Source organism: Actinoalloteichus hymeniacidonis, from assembly GCF_014203365.1.
Classification (GTDB): Bacteria; Actinomycetota; Actinomycetes; order Mycobacteriales; family Pseudonocardiaceae; genus Actinoalloteichus_A; species Actinoalloteichus_A hymeniacidonis.
Map to the genome: position 1 here is coordinate 148,211 of NZ_JACHIS010000001.1, position 14,771 is coordinate 162,981.

The following is a 14,771-nucleotide window of genomic DNA, read 5'->3' on the forward strand; positions in this document are numbered from 1 at the left end:
TTGTCGGCCGCAGGGCTCGCGCTCGGGTCCACCCGCGCGACGGTGGCCGAATCCGAACCGGTTCCACTCATGGACCTCAGGCAGGGGTGCAATGCACACGAAGAGTGCTCGGGAGACGGGCTTCGCCGAACGACTCAGAGACCGCGGTCGGAACTGGCACGAAGCCGCCCGTCACACCGATTACCTGGACGCGCTTCTCGGGGGAGAGCTGTCCCGTGCAGGTTATGCGGGGCTGGTCGCGCAGCACTACCAGCTGTACTCGCTGTTGGAGGAGGCCTCGGCGCGGATGCGCACCGACCCCATCGCCGGTCGGTTCGTCTTCGACGAGTTGTCGCGCACCGCCGCACTCGAAGCCGACCTGCGACACCTGCACGGTCCACAGTGGCGAGACCACCTCGAACCGACCCCGGCGACCGTCCGCTATCTGGACCGGATTCGTGAGGTCTGCTTCGACTGGCCGGGCGGGTTCATCGCCCACCACTACACCCGCTATCTCGGTGACCTCTCCGGCGGGCGCATCGTCGGTCGCCGACTCGCCGAGGTCTACGGAATCGACGGCGATGGCGCCCGCTTCTACGCCTTCGATCTGATCCCGAAGCCACCCGTCTTCAAGGCGGCGTACCGGGAATTACTCGACGACACCGGCTGGGACGACGAGGAGCAGGATCGCGTCATCGAGGAATCCCTGCTCGCCTACCAGCTCAACACCGACATGCTCGTCGACCTCGCTGCGGTGTACCTGCCGCGCATCCCATCGCCTGCCAACACCGAGGACGTAGCCTGATGCGGTTCGTTGCAACGATAGGACTCTGCGCAGCACTGCTGGTCGCGCCGATGGCGGCGGGCAGCACCGCGCTGGCATCGACCTCCGGCGGCACCGAGGAAACGGGCGCGGCGGGGCAGACCCTGACCGTCTCTCGCACCGAGGGACTGGACCCCGCAGGCGAACAGGTCACCGTCACCGGCAGCGGATTCGACGAGAACAAGGGCATCTACGTCGCGTTGTGTGTGCTGCCCGAACCGGGCGGCCAACCGGGGCCGTGCCTCGGCGGCGTCGACATGGAGGGCGAGAGCGGCGCGTCGAGTTGGATCTCGTCGAATCCACCGCCCTACGGCGAAGGCCTTGCCACCGCCTACGAACCGGGCGGCGGGTTCACCGTGGAACTGACCGTGCAGGCTCAAGACCAGTTCACCGACTGCCTGGCCACGCCCTGCGGCGTCGTCACCCGGACCGATCACCTGCGTACCGCCGACCGCAGCCAGGACGTGCTGATCCCGATCAGCTTCGCCGAGACAGGCGCGGCCGAGGCCGCTGCCGACGGGGAGGAATCGGCCGAGAGCGCCCCGGTCTCGGAGGACACCTCGACCAGCCCCGTCCTGATCGGCGGTGCCATCGGACTGCTCGTGCTGATCGGACTCGGTTTCCTGCTGGTGCGGCGGAAGCGCACCGACACGACGCCTGCCACCGAAACGGATCCCGAGGCCACCGAATCCGATGCGGACCGAGCCGCGAACCGCGAGGCGACCGACGATGCGTCTCGCTGATCACGCCGCCGGGCTGGCCGTGGCGGTACTGGGAGCCTGCTTCCTCTCTGCCTGCTCGATCCCCGGCGACGAGGCCACCGAATCCAGCCCGTTCGCCTGTGTGCCAGCGCAATCCGCAGCAGAATCGGTCGCCGTCGACCCGATCGACTCGGCGCCGACCCCACAACTCCCCGTCGACGTCACCTCGGCCGACGGCACCGAGGTGCAGGTCACCGACGTGAGCCGCATTCTCGCGGTCAACCTGAACGGCTCCCTCGCCGAAATCGTGTTCAGTCTCGGACTCGGGGACAACGTCGTCGGACGAGACATCGCCACCACCTTCGAGCAGGCCGAGGACCTGCCGGTGGTGACCCAGGCCCACGACCTGTCGGCCGAGGGCGTGCTCGACCTGGACCCCAGTGTTGTGTTGGTCGATTCCAGCATCGGACCACCCGAGGTCATCACCCAGCTTCGCGAGTCCGGCGTCCCGGTGGTCTCCTTCGAGGAGGCCTGGTCGATCGAGGAGATCGCCCCCCGGATCGAGGTGGTGGCCGAGGCGCTGGGAGTGCCCGAGGCCGGGGAGCAGCTCATCGAACGCACCGAGGCCGAGCTCGCCTCGGCCCTGGACCAGGTCGGCGCGGCCGGACCGAGTCCGCGCATCGCCTTTCTCTACCTGCGGGGCAGCGCCGGGGTGTATCTGCTGGCGGGCGAGGGTTCCGGGGCCGATTCGATGATCGAGGCCATCGGTGGGATCGATGCGGGCAGCGACATCGGCATCGAGAAATTCCGGCCGATCACCAGCGAGGCACTCATCAATGCGGCGCCCGACGTCATCCTGATGATGTCCGGCGGCCTGGAATCGGTCGGCGGCGTCGATGGGCTGGTCGAGGTGCCCGGCGTGGCACAGACTCCGGCGGGCCGTAATCGATGCGTCGTCGATGTGGACGACGGGACACTGCTCAGCTTCGGGCCGCGCACCGGCCAGATCGTGGTGGACCTCGCCGCCAGAATCGAACGCGCCGGATGAGCTCCACGGTGCAGGACGAAACCCGGCAGTCAACGAACCAGCCACGAGGAACCCGCCGACCGTCCAACCGGAACAGCATCGCGCGACGGCTGCGCCGAGGTGGGCTGCTGACAGTGCTGACCGGCGGGCTTCTGGTGGTGTGCATCGTCGCCGCCGGGGTCGGCCAGGTCCGGGTGCCGCCTGCGGAGGTGCTGGGTTCGCTGCTGCATTGGCTGGGCATCGAGATCGGACCGCTGCCGACACATCCGCAGGGCCAGAGTGCCCTGTGGAACGTGCGGTTTCCCCGGGTGTTGCTCGGGGTGCTGGTCGGGGCCGCACTCGGCTGCGCGGGCGCGGTCATGCAGGGCGTCTTCGGGAATCCGCTGGCCGAGCCCAGCGTGATCGGGGTGTCCTCCGGCGCGGCGGTCGGTGCGTTCACGGTGATCGTCTTCGGGTTGACCACCTTCGGGAATGCGACGATGGCGGTCGCGGCCTTCATCGGTGGGCTGTTGACGACGCTGCTGGTCTACGGCCTGTCTCGCACCGAGGGGCGCACCGACGTCGTCACCATGATCCTGACCGGCATCTCGGTGAACGCCCTGGCGGGAGCGGTCATCGGCTTCTTCACCTTTCTCGCCGACGACGATGTCCGCACCACGATGGCCTTCTGGAATCTCGGCAGTCTCAATAGGGCGCTGTGGCCTGCGGTGTGGGTGGTGCTCGGGTGTGTGGCGGTCGGCCTGGCGGTGTCCTTCCGCGATTCGCGCCGACTGGATCTGCTGTCCCTCGGCGAACGGTCCGCCCGCCATCTCGGGGTGGACGTCGAACGGTTGCGCCTGCGCTTGGTCATCACTGCGGCCCTGCTCACGGCGGCGGGCGTCGCCTTCACCGGGGTCATCGGTTTCGTGGGTCTGGTGGTGCCGCATGTGATCCGGCTGATCGCCGGACCCGGCCATCGGTTGTTGTTGCCCGCCAGCGCCTTGGGCGGGGCGTTGGTCGTGGTCGGCGCGGATCTCTTGGCGCGCAACCTCATCGAGCACCAAGAATTGCCGCTCGGCGTGTTGACCGCGCTGGTCGGCGGGCCGTTCTTCCTGTGGTTGATCCGTAAATCGAGGACGGGGCCCGGCGGATGGGCGTGATGACGACAGGTTGGCTGGGCCGCTGGACCACGCGGCGCCGACCGGCCGAGCGTAGGCAAACCGGGGCGGTGGCGATCTCCGCCACCGGGGTCGGGGTGCGTCTGGGTGGTGCCTCGGTGTTGTCCGGGGTCGACGTGGACGTGCGGGCGGGTGAGCTGTTGGCACTGGTCGGGCCCAATGGGGCGGGCAAATCCACCCTGCTCGCGGTGTTGGCGGGCGACCGTCGGCCGCACGCTGGCACCGTGCGGTTGGACGAGCAACCGCTCGACGGATTCTCGGCCGCCGAGCTGGCCCGCTATCGATCGGTGTTGCCGCAGCACATCACGCTGTCCTTTCCCTTCAGCGTCCTGGATGTGGTTCGGATGGGCCGGGCCCCGTGGCGGAGCATCGCGACCCCGACGGAGGACGAGGCCGCGATCACGGAGGCGATGACCAGGACCGGGGTCACCGACTTCGTCGATCGACCCTTCAACGCACTGTCCGGTGGGGAGCGCGCCAGGGTCGCGTTGGCCAGGGTGTTGGCGCAGCAAACCGGGATCGTGCTGCTCGACGAGCCGACCGCCGCGCTGGATCTGCGCCATCAAGAGGCGGTGTTGACGGTGGCTCGGGAGCGGGCTGCCGAGGGCGATGCGGTGGTCGTGGTGTTGCACGACCTGGGGTTGGCTGCGGCTTATGCCCACCGAGTGGCGGTGCTCGCCGAGGGCAATTTGGTCGCTTGCGGGACGGCGGCGGAGGTACTGACACCCGAACTGCTCAGTGAGGTCTATCGCCACGACATCGAGGTGTTGACCCATCCCCGCACCGGAATGCAGCTCATTGTTCCGATGCGGGTGGAACCCGATGGATTGATCACGCCGCACTCTTGAGCATCGGAACATCGAGCGTGCCGGAGAAAGCGGTCACGTAACCGGCCGGGCCTGCCGGTGTCCGGGAAGCGGCCGGCGATGTCTGGGCGCAGCGTGCGGTGATGGCGGCGACGCTGAACCAGTCATCGGTGTCGGTGTCGGCGTCATCGGCTGTCTCTCGGAGTAGAAGGGCATCGCCTGCGGTGGGGTCGTAGTGCACCGGGGCGTAGGCGTAGTCGTCGAAGGGTGGCGGGTCGGCCGGATAGTGCTCGACCTCGGCGACGGGTGGCCTGGGTTTCGGGGCGGTGGTGTGGGGGTGACCGGCCAAAACCGAGACCGGTGCGCCGAAGGAGAACCAGAGCAGCGCAATTCCGAACACCATGAGTGCCAGTCCGCCCGCAGCGGTACCGGCGAGGCCATTCAGCAGCATCAGTGACTCCCGAACTGTCATTGCCGTGTAGCGGTTTTCCGCCTGGGACGTCGTTGTTCAGTCGGCGGTCGGTGGTGTGGTGGGTTTGTGCGCGGGCCTCTCGTGGGTCTTCTCGTGTTCGATGCTCTCGTCGACGGTGGTGTCCTCGCGGGGGCAGTAGTAGCAGGTGCGGGAGCGGCGATGCATGACCTCGCGGTCGGTCTCGCCGGGGCGTTTGTGCATCCAGGGCTTCAACATCGGCGGGGCTCCTCGTCAGGTGTGGTCGGTGGCCAGGTAAGCGATCGCGCGGGCGGTGGCGGTGGTGAACGCCGGGCGGGAGTGGATGCGCCACCGGTGGGTGAGAGTCCGGCCGGTCAGTAACCCGAGGTGGACGCCGATGCCGTGGACGGTGATGCGCAGGGTGGCGGTCTGCCTGCCCCGGCCGAGTACCGGCAGCTCGAGGGCGGCGCTGGGCCGGTCGGTGGTCAGGACCTGGTGGACCCGTTCGGCGCTGCGGGCGGTGAGGGTGGCTAGCCCCCGGCCTTTGACGGCGAGGGTGATCGCGCGGCTGTGCTGCTCGGCGATCAACACCAGCGTCTCGGGCTGACCGGTGTGGGTGTGGGCCAGGACGGTGGCCACACAGGGGGTCGAGGTCGAAGTCGACGTGGTCACGGGTGCCCTCCGCAGGCCGCGCACGGGATCGCGGCGGTGAGATACGGGCGGATGCGCTTCGCACGCAACCGCCGAAGTTCACCGGTCCGCCAGAAGCGAGGTAGGGAAACAAGATCGGTCATCGGGTCACTTCCAATGGGAAACAGACGGGACAGGGCGGAACGGTTTCGTCGGGCCCGATGCGCTTGACCATCGCCCCGCAGACCGCGACGGCGACGGAGCCATAGGCCGGGTCGTGGCGGTGTTCGAGGCGGCGGAATACGCCGCCCCAGCGGCGGTCGGTCGCGGCGGGCAGGTGGTCCGCGATCGGGGCGGTCATCGGACGAGCCAGTAGATCTGGAGAGCGGTGTACCAGGCGCCGAGCGCTGCGAGGACGAGCAAGACGAGTGCCATCGCCACCTCCAGGATCGCCACCCTGATTAGGTGGTCCATGGCCCATAATCCTGGACCGGGTCCAGGGCGCAAAACTGAAATCAGATCGCATTGGGCGAATCAACGACCGATTCGCGCTATTCTGGTTCCATGGCAGGCAACAATCGATCGCCGCGGGCACGTGCATTGGCCGCTGCACTGCGGGAAGCCCGCAACGCAACGGGCCTGACACAGCGTGGTCTGGCCGAACGGATCGGCGCCCCGCACTCCCGGATCACTCGGTATGAGAGCGGTTCCAGGGTGCCGAAAGAAAACGAAACGGCAACGATTCTTGGCGCGTTGGGGACCGACCCGTCCACCAGGGAGCGAATCCTGGAGATGGCCCGAGACGTCGACCGCGAAACGTGGTCAGAGGTCAGCCAACAGGGATCACCGACGCAGCTCGACACGCTCGCCCGTTACGAGCGCTCTGCCGTCGCGCTCACGGACGTCTCGTCGGTCCTGATCCCCGGCCTGTGTCAGACGCCGGGGTACGCACGGGCGATCATGTCCAGTGCGCCGGACAGGTTCCCCGCGTCCGAGGTGGAACGCCGAGTGCTGTACCGGCTGGGCAGGCAGCGGGTACTCGACGGACCGAACGCCCCGACGTTCACAGCGATCATCGACGAGCCGGGACTCATCCGCCGAATCGGTGGACGCGAGGTGATGGCGGAGCAGCTCGACCATTTGGCGTGGATGGCCACGAAGCCAGGCATCGACATCCGAGTGATATCAATCGACTCGAAATACCACCATGCGATGGTCGGTGGATGGTTTGTCATGGAGTTCGCCGAGGCTGACCCGGTGATCCAGCTGGAGCACTTCAACGCTTCCACGTTTGTGCACGCGAGGCTGACCACAAGATCATTCATAGAGGCGCGGGATAACCTCCTGGACGTCTCGATGAGTCCGGAAGAGTCGGTCCAGCTGATCGCGACGCACGCGGATCACCACCGTCGAGGAGACGAACTCTATGACCGTACCTAAGAACTCCCTGTGGGGGTGGCGGAAGACGGCCCGGAGTGGGCCGGAAGGCAACTGCGTCGAACTCGGCCAAGCCCCCGGCTTGGTTGGTATCCGGGACACGAAGAACCGGGATGGCGGCACGTTGGTTGTAGATCGGGAGCTGTTCGGCGCGTTCCTGGCCGCAGTGAAGACCAACCGTCTCGGCTGAGCTGCCACGAGAACAGCCTCCGGACCACGCCGGGCGGAGGCTGTTTTCCGTCCTCTTGCCATCGATGCGGACCGTCACCGTCAAGGAGATGAGATCTATGCCCAGACATAGCCGCTGGACAAAGTCCCATCGATCAGGGGCTCAATCCAACTGCGTCGAGATCGGGCAGGCTCCCGGCTTGGTCGGCATCAGAGACACCAAGAACCGCGACGGCGGCACCCTCGTGGTCGAACGCGCGGCGTTCGGCGCGTTCCTGACCGCGGTGAAGACCAACCGCCTCGGCTGACCTGCCCCGAGAACAGCCTCCGGACCACGCCGGGCCGGAGGCTGTTTTTCCGGTCCTCTAGCCATTGATGCGGACCATCACCGTCGAGATCGGGCAGGCTCCCGGCTTGGTCGGCATCAGAGACACCAAGAACCGCAGCGGCGGGACTCTCGTGATCGAAGATGCGGTGTTCAGTGTGTTCCTGACTGCGGTGAAGGCCAACCGGTATTACTGACCTGCTCCTAGAGCTCCGGCGAGAAGTCGCGGACGTTCTCCCGCAGGCTCGTCACCGGACACCCGCCCCTGCCGGCGCCGAGGCAGCAGCGATGCCGGTGGGGCCGAGCCGACCGATTCGCTGGCCGTGCACAGTTTCCCCGCCGAGCGCGGCGAGGATCGGGGCGATCGCCTCTTCCGGGTCGGTATCGGCACGGCAGGTGAATAGGTCGACGTGCGCGAGGTTGTGCTCGGGCCAGGTGGACACGGTCAGGTGGGACTCGGCCAGCACCAGCACGCAGGTGGCGCCGTGCGGCTGGAACACCACGGGCAGTTCGCCGAGCACCGTGCAGCCGAGTCGAGCGACGGCGGCACGCATGGCTTCCAACAGCTCGGTGGATTCGGGATTGGGGATGGTGCAGCCGGTGATGTCGTAGACGGCGTGGATCACGGGGACCTCCGGGGATTGGTCAGACCGAGCGCCGATCGAGGGCCGGGGCGTTGGCTGGGGTGCGGATGAGGTCGGCGAGGTAGTCGACGGTGTAGGAGCGGTGCAGCCGGCTCGGTTCGGCCGCCCAGCGGGTGACCTCGGTCCAGATTGCGTCGAGCGCATCGTCGCCGTACTGGTCGAGCAGGACATCGAGGTTGAGGAACGCCTCGGGTAGATCGGCGTAGGCGGCGCCGTAGCGGACGTAGAGGGTTTTGGACAGCTTGCCGCCGCTGCGGTCGAGCAGGAGTGGGGTGAACACGCTGACCGGCCATTCGGCGGCCGGGATGCCCAGCGTCGCAAGCGCGGGTGCCAGGACGTGGGCGTGCCAGGCACCGCCCCAGTCCGCACCGTCTACCGATACCGAGCACGCCTGATACAGCTCACCCTCGGCGGCGAGCAGGAATCCTTTCTGGATGGAGCGGACCGGGGTGTTCGCGTCGTACCAGCCGTCCGTGCCGCTGATGTCGATGGTCTCCGCGTAGCGGCCGTGGACCGGGCAAAGCGAGTCGAGGTGAACGACTCCGTCGCCCGCGTTGATCGACAGATTCTTCGCGGATTTCTCCATCAGGCGGCACTCGGGGCAGCGTGGTCGGATGCGGATGATCCCGTCGGCCGGGGCCACGATCGGCCGGAAATCGTCCAGGCGGGACGCCATGATGTGTAGGCAAGTCCGTACCGGCGGCAGCGCTTGGTAGATCGAGTACGGCCGGAACTCGTAGCGCACCTGGGAGCGGTCCGCCGCCCACCGCAGCAGCCGCTCGAACCCGGAGACCCGGTCTGCGCGGTCGATGTGGCCGGAGTCGATGAGGTCGCCCACGGTACGGGTGTAGACCTCGCCGTCGATCTCGACCTGCTCGGCCGGGGCGTTGTCCAGCGCGTCGAAGATGACCGTCGCCGGAAGGTTCAAGATGTCTACGGCGTGGCTGGCGACGGCGAATACCGAGAGAACGGTGACGACGGTGCCGATGTGTGGGGTGCCGTTCAGCTGCGCGGCGGTCGTGACGCGCAGCCGCTGCTTGCCGCAGGCTGCGGCTCGCAGCAGATCGGTGTTGTCTCTCGTCAGATGCGCGATCCCGACCGGGGCGAAGATCATCTCCCCTCGGTCTGGTGGCTGAGCGGTTCGGCTGGCGGGCATGGCATTGTCCTTCCGACGTAGGTCCACACGGCGGGAAACTCGGGATCGGCGGTCGTGATCCGCTTGAGGAACAGCAGGTGAACGCCTGCCTGGGTGGCGGCGTGTTGGTAGAGCCGACGGTTCAGTTGGACTCGCCCGCTTCGGTCGCGGGCAACCCAGTTGGCGCCGGCGGTCCAGCCGCCCGGCGCGAGCAGGCGGTGAATCTCGGCGAACCGGGTGGTGAAGTGCTCGTCGTTGCGGCACAAGCCGAGCAACCCGAACTGGGTCACCAGGTCGAAGGCGGTCGCGGTCAGGTCGGCTGGCAGCGAACCATTCAGGCAGTCGGCGCAGACCCGTGCGACCAATGAGCGGCAGCGTGCCAGGAAATCGTCGGGCTCGGCGCGCCCGCACAGCGCCAGTGCGGTCGTGTGCACGCCGCGAGGCCGGGCGAGTTCGGCGAACCGGCCCAGGATCTTTAGCCGTGTGCGATCGACGTCGACCGCAACGAGTTGCTGGGCGCGCAGGGCGATAGCCCACAGCATCGACTCCGATCCGCAGCCCAGATCCACCCAGGTCGGAATGGGCGGGATGGTCATCAGGGCGGCGAGGATGTCCTCGGTGCCCAGGCCGAAGCGAAACCGCTCGGCGTAGTAGCGCCGCCAGTACTTGTTCGCGTCGGCCACGGTCTCGTTCCCGCTCACCGCTGGGCTCCGGGATTGGTGGTGGCCAGGACCTCGGACAGCCCGCCCTGTCCGGGCAGGAACCGCACGTGGACGAATCCGGCGGTGGTGAACGCGTTCCGCAGCTGCTGGATGGAGAACAGGGCCAGCTCCACCGTGGTCGCGTAGAGGCTGTGTCCTGCGGGGTCGACGTAGTCGAACTCGATGCGCAACCGGGCATCGTCCCGGTGCTGACGGCGACGCCGCAGGGCCGCCCCACCGGCGTGGGCGGGATCGAACCAGCGGTCGGGTAACCACACCCGATGCTGGCGGGCAGCGTCGTAGAACGTGGCGGAGTCCACCCCGCCATCGGGATGCGTGCACGCCACCTGCGCGAGCACCTCGACGCCGGGACGCAGTGCCTGCCGGAGCGCGGTCAGCATGTCGGTCAGCGACGATTGGCAGGCGAGCTGGTTCAGCGCGGCGTTCGGCATCACCACGAGCTCGACCTCGGAAAGGAACTCCAGCTCGTGTACGTAGGCCACCGCCAAGACCGTTCGTTCGGCGGGTACACCGGCGTTGACCGCGTGCTCGACGGCGGCGGCGAGCATCTCCGGACAGGCGTCCACCAGCGTCACCGTGGCGCCTGCCTGGGCGTACTCGGTCACGAAATGCCCTGTGCCGCACGGGATTTCCGCCACGTGCGGGCCGGTGCGCAGTAACCCGCGCAGCAGCCGGGGCCAGCGAACGGTGATGGCTTCGGCGCGGGCGAACCGTGCCCGTCGCACGTAGGACTGGACCACGGTGACGGCGTCGCTGGTCGCGATCACGCCGGGACTCCGTAGAACAGGGCGTGCTGACGGCACACCGGATGCACCAGTCGGCCGCCCTGGGCGATCCGGGCTGTCTTGATCGCCGCGTCGCTCACGCCGGACAAGGCGACACGGGCCAGGCGCACCAGGTACGGCGCGGCGTTAGTGGTGTACGCCGCAGTCGTGGTGACCGGCACCAGTGCCGGGAGGGCGTCGAGCTTCACGTGGAGCACGCCTTGAGTCACGCGCGGGGCATCGCCCGGTTGCTGAACCGTCCCTGCCGTGGGCAAGTAGCCCTCGCCATACCCGCAGGTGGCGTCCACGATCACCGCGCCGGCCTTCATCCCGCGCAGGTCGGTCTCGGTGATCATCGGAGGCGTGTCGAACGTCGAGATCAGGATCGCGCCGACGACGAGGTCCGCCTCGGCCAGGACGCGCGAGCGCAGCTCCGGCGTGTTGACCGCGACCCGTACGCCAGCCGGGGCATCCGGCAGGTACCGGCTTGCCGAGTCCTGCGAGCGCGCAAGGACGGTGACCCGCGCTCCGAGCGCAGCAGCGGTGCGGGCCGCAGCCGCACCGACGGTGCCGCACCCGATCACCACCACCTGGGGTGTGACCGCTCCGGCGACCTCGGCCAGCAGCACCCCGCGTCCACCTTCGACAGTCTGAAGTGCTTGTGCGCCATACAGAATCGACTGGATACCGGCAATTTCCCCACCGGGGGCCGCCATCGGGAATCGGCCATCCTCTTCGAGGAACTCGTAGCTGTATGCCGTGACGCCGCTGTCCGTCAACGCGGCGAGCAGAGCGGGGTCGCCCTCCGCGTGGAACAGCGCGCCGATCGACTGACCGGGCCGCAACCGAGACAGCTCATTCGGGTTGACGGACTTGTAGCGCAACACCAGCGGCGCGGCCCACACCTCATCCGGTGCGGCGAACCGCACACCTTGCGCGGTGAGCTCGGCGTCGTCGCAGAAGACCCCCGCACCGAGGCCCGGTTCGGCAAGAACCTCGAACCCCGCCTCGGCCAGGACGCACGCGACCGCCGGGGTGAGCAACGTACGCCGGTCACCGACGCTGGATTCGCGCGGGAAGCCGATTACGAGGTCGGTACTGTCGGGCATCTGCGCCTCCGCTGGTGTGCCGCACTCTTTGTAGGTGCAGCGTCACTTCCCGTGACTGTTCGGGCCAGGTCACCGTGTTCATGGCTGTTGCGCACCGGTTGTGGATTCGTTGTTCACCCCTGCGGCGAAATCGCAGGTGAGCAGGTGAATGGGGGTATCGCAGTGGGACGCCGCGCATCCGGGTGATTACACTTCGTTGGTTTGGGGAGGCCGCTGTCCCGGCGGCATGATCAGATGACGGGAGCCTGGAGTGCAGGACGACCTGTTCGGCACCGCAGAGTTCGATCTCCCGGTCGAGCGGGTGCTGATGTCGCTCAACCCGGAGTACTACGAGCTGATCTGGCAGCGCCTCAAGCGGCACGAGTTCCGCCGCCGCTATCTCGCTGACCGGCCGACCACGTGGTTCGTCTACCTCACCGCGCCGGTATCCAAGCTGGCCGCCGTGATCAACCTCGACGAAGCCGTCGTGGCCAGCCCGACCCGGATCGCCGAGATCGCCGATCAGGCTCGCGTCGGCAACGGCGCATCGGTCTTCGAGTACCTAAAGGACCTGGAGAACGGGTTCGCGCTGCCGATCAGGAAGGTGCGCGAGTTCCCGGGGTTCACCGACGAGGAACTAACCGGCATGCTCGGCAAATTCCACCCACCGCAGGGCTACACCCTGGTGGACAAGAACCCCACGCTCGCACGCGTATGCGACAAGTTCACAGCGGCCGAACCGGTGAGAGAACTGGTTGTGGAGCACCCCGCCTCCGTAGCCTGATCACATCACGAATGCGGAGGGGGCGAGATGGCCGGGCGTGCACCCAAGAACCCGGCAACCGCTCTGGGGGTATCCCCGCTGCGGCGAGCGCGCCTGTCGATCCCGGCCACGCTGGAGCAGGTCTGCGAAGATCTCGACAAACGGTCGAAAGAAGGCTCGTCCGGCGTCACGCCGAGTATGTTGTCCGGTTGGGAGCTGGGCAAGCACATCACCAGCATCAGGTACCGCAGGGTGCTCGCAGACTACTATGCCCAGCCCCCGGAAGTGCTGTTCGCCCACCAAGACCAAAAGCTCACCGCCGCATCCGAGACACCGCGCCTGCTGGTCGGCCACCACGATCTGCGCTCTGCCATGACCGAGCTGGTCCGCGACGCCGGCCAGTACCTCGCGGTTATGGGATCGCGCTCACGTGACGCGGCCTACCTCGACGCGATCGAGACCGTGCTAGCGCAGCGACCCGAGCTGGTTCACTACCGGGTCCTGTTCGGTCCGCCGCACCACCAGGTCCTCAAGGACCACCTGTTGAGACTGATGAAGATCCGCGATCCACACGACCGCAGCCTCGGGTTGAAGACGCTGCACATCGGCATCGTCGAGGACGACTCCGGAACCCCGGAGCGGTTCTTCTGCGCCTCGGAGTCCACCGCCGTTGTGCCGATCCCTTCACTGACCTCGTCCGAGGCGTTCGACTCCGGAGTGCTATTCGAGGCGGCAGTCGCCGAACGCCTGATCGACCACGTACGACAGGTCTACGCCGGAGCCCGTCGGGTCGAGAGTGACCAGGCCTTGCGCGGCCTGCCGACCGTGCAAAGCGAGACACTCAAACGATGCCCAGCAGAGCGTGGATGAGGGGAGGTGCCGGTGGTGAACACGATCGATCACGGCGGTGAGCACGACGTGCTGGCCGCAGCCACCGAGGACCACGAGTCGGTCATCGCCCTGACCCGTGAACTGGTCGCTATCCCCAGCCGGGGCGGTATCGACCCCTACGAGCCGGTGCTCAACCGGTTGAGCGGCTGGCTGGAACAGCGCAACCTCGCCAGCACCGTACTCAAGGACAAGACCGGCGCCACGGTCGGCCTGACCTGCGAGATCCGCGGAACGCGTCCCGGTCCCCGCTGGGTACTCGACGCCTGCTTGGACACGGCGCCTTTCGGCGACGAGACTGCCTGGACCTATGCGCCGACCGCAGCAATCATCGTAGACGGGTGGCTCTTCGGGCGCGGTAGCGCCGACTCCAAGTCCGGCGCCGCGATCTTCTGCCACATCGCCACCCGGCTCGCCACCATGACCCACCAACTGCGCGGCAGCCTGGTGCTGCTGTTCGATGTTGACGAGCACACCGGAGCCTTCGGCGGAGCGAAACGCTACTTCGAAGGGCCGGACGCGCCCGACGACGTGGCCGGCGTGATGATCGGCTACCCCGGTATGGACAAACTCGTCGTCGGCGGACGCGGCGTGCACCGCGTCAAACTGCACGTGCACGGTGTGGCCTCGCACTCCGGTGGCAGCAAAACCACCCCGAGCGCCATCGAGAAGTCCGCCAACCTGGTTCGGGTGCTCTCCGCCGCTGAACTCGCCGACAGCGCCAGCTCCGAATTCCCGATGGCCGGCAAGCTCACCGTGACCGCGATCGAGGGAGGCCAGGGCTACTCGGTCACCCCGGACCTGTGCACCCTTCACGTCGACGTCCGCACCACCCGCAACTTCGACGACGAAGACGCCGCGCGCCTGCTCAAACACCTCGTCGCCCAAGTCGATGATGCGTGGCCCGGAACCCAACCAACCCTCATCCAGGTCGACACTCGCTGGCCCGCGTTCTCACTCGCCGAGGACTCCCTCCTGCGCACCGCCATCCTCGATGCCGCCACAACGGTCGGTGTCGAGGTCGAGCCCAAGATCGCCGGACCGTCCAATATCGGCAACTACCTTGCTGGCCTGAATATCCCCGCCACCGCAGGTTTCGGCGTCGACTACGTCGGCCTACACGGCACCGACGAACGCATCCGCTTGGCTACCATTCCCACCATCCAAGCCATCTATCACGCTGCGGTACTAACGCTCCTGTGTCCGTAGCCCGGCCATGCGCAGTTTCGCCAACGAGCAGTGAGGCGCCCCGGCCCACGGTGGATCGCGGGCGGATGCAGGGCG

Annotated in this window: 21 protein-coding genes; 12 read left to right on the top strand and 9 right to left on the bottom strand. The window is 67.5% G+C overall.

The features are described from left to right. Positions 1-91 precede the first annotated feature (91 nt). The 5 genes from BKA25_RS00670 to BKA25_RS00690 are packed head-to-tail and all read left to right on the top strand — an operon-like array spanning position 92 to position 4,535. The gene (locus BKA25_RS00670) at positions 92-784 is read left to right on the top strand and encodes a biliverdin-producing heme oxygenase (protein ID WP_069852937.1); all 693 of its coding nucleotides are present in this window, start codon (positions 92-94) and stop codon (positions 782-784) included. Beyond that, positions 784-1,545, top strand: a complete 762-nt coding sequence (locus BKA25_RS00675; RefSeq protein WP_157421324.1) for a neocarzinostatin apoprotein domain-containing protein — start codon at positions 784-786, stop codon at positions 1,543-1,545. Before BKA25_RS00670 ends, BKA25_RS00675 begins: the two co-directional genes overlap by 1 nt. Further along, entirely contained in the window at positions 1,532-2,551 is a 1,020-nt protein-coding gene (locus BKA25_RS00680; protein WP_069854182.1) for a heme/hemin ABC transporter substrate-binding protein, read from the top strand. The genes BKA25_RS00675 and BKA25_RS00680 overlap by 14 nt, the downstream gene beginning before the upstream one ends. Further along, on the top strand, positions 2,548-3,669 hold the full coding sequence (locus tag BKA25_RS00685; protein ID WP_084643484.1) for a FecCD family ABC transporter permease: 1,122 nt from the start codon (positions 2,548-2,550) through the stop codon (positions 3,667-3,669). Before BKA25_RS00680 ends, BKA25_RS00685 begins: the two co-directional genes overlap by 4 nt. Beyond that, the gene (locus tag BKA25_RS00690; protein WP_157421323.1) at positions 3,669-4,535 is read left to right on the top strand and encodes a heme ABC transporter ATP-binding protein; all 867 of its coding nucleotides are present in this window, start codon (positions 3,669-3,671) and stop codon (positions 4,533-4,535) included. Before BKA25_RS00685 ends, BKA25_RS00690 begins: the two co-directional genes overlap by 1 nt. Here BKA25_RS00690 and BKA25_RS00695 read toward each other — a convergent pair. The 4 genes from BKA25_RS00695 to BKA25_RS00710 all read right to left on the bottom strand — a co-directional run bounded on the left by BKA25_RS00695 (position 4,519) and on the right by BKA25_RS00710 (position 5,914). Further along, positions 4,519-4,944 carry a hypothetical protein gene (locus BKA25_RS00695; protein ID WP_157421322.1) on the bottom strand — a complete coding sequence of 142 codons (426 nt, stop codon included), beginning with the start codon at positions 4,942-4,944 and terminating at the stop codon, positions 4,519-4,521. The genes BKA25_RS00690 and BKA25_RS00695 overlap by 17 nt on opposite strands. Before the next feature lie 57 nt (positions 4,945-5,001). Then, the gene (locus tag BKA25_RS00700; RefSeq protein WP_069852931.1) at positions 5,002-5,181 is read right to left on the bottom strand and encodes a hypothetical protein; all 180 of its coding nucleotides are present in this window, start codon (positions 5,179-5,181) and stop codon (positions 5,002-5,004) included. Between the two features lie 15 nt (positions 5,182-5,196). Beyond that, a complete protein-coding gene (locus BKA25_RS00705) occupies positions 5,197-5,595 on the bottom strand; it encodes a hypothetical protein (protein WP_157421321.1) in 399 nt (132 codons plus the stop codon). A gap of 118 nt (positions 5,596-5,713) precedes the next feature. Next, on the bottom strand, positions 5,714-5,914 hold the full coding sequence (locus BKA25_RS00710; RefSeq protein ID WP_069852927.1) for a hypothetical protein: 201 nt from the start codon (positions 5,912-5,914) through the stop codon (positions 5,714-5,716). A 203-nt stretch (positions 5,915-6,117) separates the two neighbouring features. On the opposite strand from BKA25_RS00710, the gene BKA25_RS00715 reads away from it, so the two are divergent. From BKA25_RS00715 to BKA25_RS00730, 4 genes are all read left to right on the top strand, one after another. Continuing rightward, positions 6,118-6,993: a helix-turn-helix domain-containing protein gene (locus BKA25_RS00715; RefSeq protein WP_084643483.1), complete on the top strand. Its 876-nt coding sequence runs from the start codon at positions 6,118-6,120 to the stop codon at positions 6,991-6,993. Next, a complete protein-coding gene (locus tag BKA25_RS00720; protein WP_069852925.1) occupies positions 6,980-7,180 on the top strand; it encodes a DUF397 domain-containing protein in 201 nt (66 codons plus the stop codon). Before BKA25_RS00715 ends, BKA25_RS00720 begins: the two co-directional genes overlap by 14 nt. 97 nt (positions 7,181-7,277) lie before the next feature. Further along, a complete protein-coding gene (locus BKA25_RS28760) occupies positions 7,278-7,466 on the top strand; it encodes a DUF397 domain-containing protein (RefSeq protein WP_512699140.1) in 189 nt (62 codons plus the stop codon). Between the two features lie 67 nt (positions 7,467-7,533). Continuing rightward, positions 7,534-7,680, top strand: a complete 147-nt coding sequence (locus BKA25_RS00730) for a DUF397 domain-containing protein (protein WP_084643482.1) — start codon at positions 7,534-7,536, stop codon at positions 7,678-7,680. 51 nt (positions 7,681-7,731) lie between these two features. Here the strand turns inward: BKA25_RS00730 and speD are convergent, their stop codons facing one another. From speD to BKA25_RS00755, 5 genes are read right to left on the bottom strand one after another with little or no spacing between them, the layout of a single operon-like run. After that, positions 7,732-8,109 carry an adenosylmethionine decarboxylase gene (speD, locus tag BKA25_RS00735; RefSeq protein ID WP_069852923.1) on the bottom strand — a complete coding sequence of 126 codons (378 nt, stop codon included), beginning with the start codon at positions 8,107-8,109 and terminating at the stop codon, positions 7,732-7,734. A 19-nt stretch (positions 8,110-8,128) separates the two neighbouring features. After that, positions 8,129-9,283, bottom strand: a complete 1,155-nt coding sequence (locus tag BKA25_RS00740) for a hypothetical protein (RefSeq protein ID WP_069852922.1) — start codon at positions 9,281-9,283, stop codon at positions 8,129-8,131. After that, the gene (locus tag BKA25_RS00745; RefSeq protein ID WP_069852920.1) at positions 9,238-9,963 is read right to left on the bottom strand and encodes a methyltransferase domain-containing protein; all 726 of its coding nucleotides are present in this window, start codon (positions 9,961-9,963) and stop codon (positions 9,238-9,240) included. Before BKA25_RS00745 ends, BKA25_RS00740 begins: the two co-directional genes overlap by 46 nt. Continuing rightward, on the bottom strand, positions 9,960-10,751 hold the full coding sequence (locus tag BKA25_RS00750) for a class I SAM-dependent methyltransferase (RefSeq protein WP_069852918.1): 792 nt from the start codon (positions 10,749-10,751) through the stop codon (positions 9,960-9,962). The genes BKA25_RS00745 and BKA25_RS00750 overlap by 4 nt, the downstream gene beginning before the upstream one ends. Next, entirely contained in the window at positions 10,748-11,857 is a 1,110-nt protein-coding gene (locus BKA25_RS00755; protein ID WP_069852917.1) for an NAD(P)-dependent oxidoreductase, read from the bottom strand. The genes BKA25_RS00750 and BKA25_RS00755 overlap by 4 nt, the downstream gene beginning before the upstream one ends. A gap of 250 nt (positions 11,858-12,107) precedes the next feature. Here BKA25_RS00755 and BKA25_RS00760 point away from each other — a divergent pair, with 250 nt between their 5' ends. From BKA25_RS00760 to BKA25_RS00770, 3 genes are read left to right on the top strand one after another with little or no spacing between them, the layout of a single operon-like run. Beyond that, positions 12,108-12,620: a hypothetical protein gene (locus BKA25_RS00760; RefSeq protein WP_069852915.1), complete on the top strand. Its 513-nt coding sequence runs from the start codon at positions 12,108-12,110 to the stop codon at positions 12,618-12,620. A 27-nt stretch (positions 12,621-12,647) separates the two neighbouring features. After that, on the top strand, positions 12,648-13,469 hold the full coding sequence (locus tag BKA25_RS27445; RefSeq protein ID WP_069852913.1) for an XRE family transcriptional regulator: 822 nt from the start codon (positions 12,648-12,650) through the stop codon (positions 13,467-13,469). A 48-nt stretch (positions 13,470-13,517) separates the two neighbouring features. Further along, positions 13,518-14,696 (top strand): M20 family metallopeptidase, encoded by a 1,179-nt coding sequence (locus tag BKA25_RS00770; RefSeq protein WP_069854178.1) that lies wholly within the window; start codon positions 13,518-13,520, stop codon positions 14,694-14,696. Positions 14,697-14,771 lie beyond the last annotated feature (75 nt).

Coding starts and splice junctions, on each gene's coding strand:
- BKA25_RS00685 (WP_084643484.1), top strand. CDS start 2,548: ATGAGCTCCACGGTGCAGGACGAAACCCGGCAGTCAACGAACCAGCCA.
- BKA25_RS00670 (WP_069852937.1), top strand. CDS start 92: ATGCACACGAAGAGTGCTCGGGAGACGGGCTTCGCCGAACGACTCAGA.
- BKA25_RS00690 (WP_157421323.1), top strand. CDS start 3,669: ATGACGACAGGTTGGCTGGGCCGCTGGACCACGCGGCGCCGACCGGCC.
- BKA25_RS00720 (WP_069852925.1), top strand. CDS start 6,980: ATGACCGTACCTAAGAACTCCCTGTGGGGGTGGCGGAAGACGGCCCGG.
- BKA25_RS00730 (WP_084643482.1), top strand. CDS start 7,534: ATGCGGACCATCACCGTCGAGATCGGGCAGGCTCCCGGCTTGGTCGGC.
- BKA25_RS00755 (WP_069852917.1), bottom strand. CDS start 11,857: ATGCCCGACAGTACCGACCTCGTAATCGGCTTCCCGCGCGAATCCAGC.
- BKA25_RS00680 (WP_069854182.1), top strand. CDS start 1,532: ATGCGTCTCGCTGATCACGCCGCCGGGCTGGCCGTGGCGGTACTGGGA.
- BKA25_RS28760 (WP_512699140.1), top strand. CDS start 7,278: ATGCCCAGACATAGCCGCTGGACAAAGTCCCATCGATCAGGGGCTCAA.
- BKA25_RS00740 (WP_069852922.1), bottom strand. CDS start 9,283: ATGCCCGCCAGCCGAACCGCTCAGCCACCAGACCGAGGGGAGATGATC.
- BKA25_RS00675 (WP_157421324.1), top strand. CDS start 784: ATGCGGTTCGTTGCAACGATAGGACTCTGCGCAGCACTGCTGGTCGCG.
- BKA25_RS00710 (WP_069852927.1), bottom strand. CDS start 5,914: ATGACCGCCCCGATCGCGGACCACCTGCCCGCCGCGACCGACCGCCGC.
- BKA25_RS00700 (WP_069852931.1), bottom strand. CDS start 5,181: ATGTTGAAGCCCTGGATGCACAAACGCCCCGGCGAGACCGACCGCGAG.
- BKA25_RS27445 (WP_069852913.1), top strand. CDS start 12,648: ATGGCCGGGCGTGCACCCAAGAACCCGGCAACCGCTCTGGGGGTATCC.
- BKA25_RS00715 (WP_084643483.1), top strand. CDS start 6,118: ATGGCAGGCAACAATCGATCGCCGCGGGCACGTGCATTGGCCGCTGCA.
- BKA25_RS00695 (WP_157421322.1), bottom strand. CDS start 4,944: ATGCTGCTGAATGGCCTCGCCGGTACCGCTGCGGGCGGACTGGCACTC.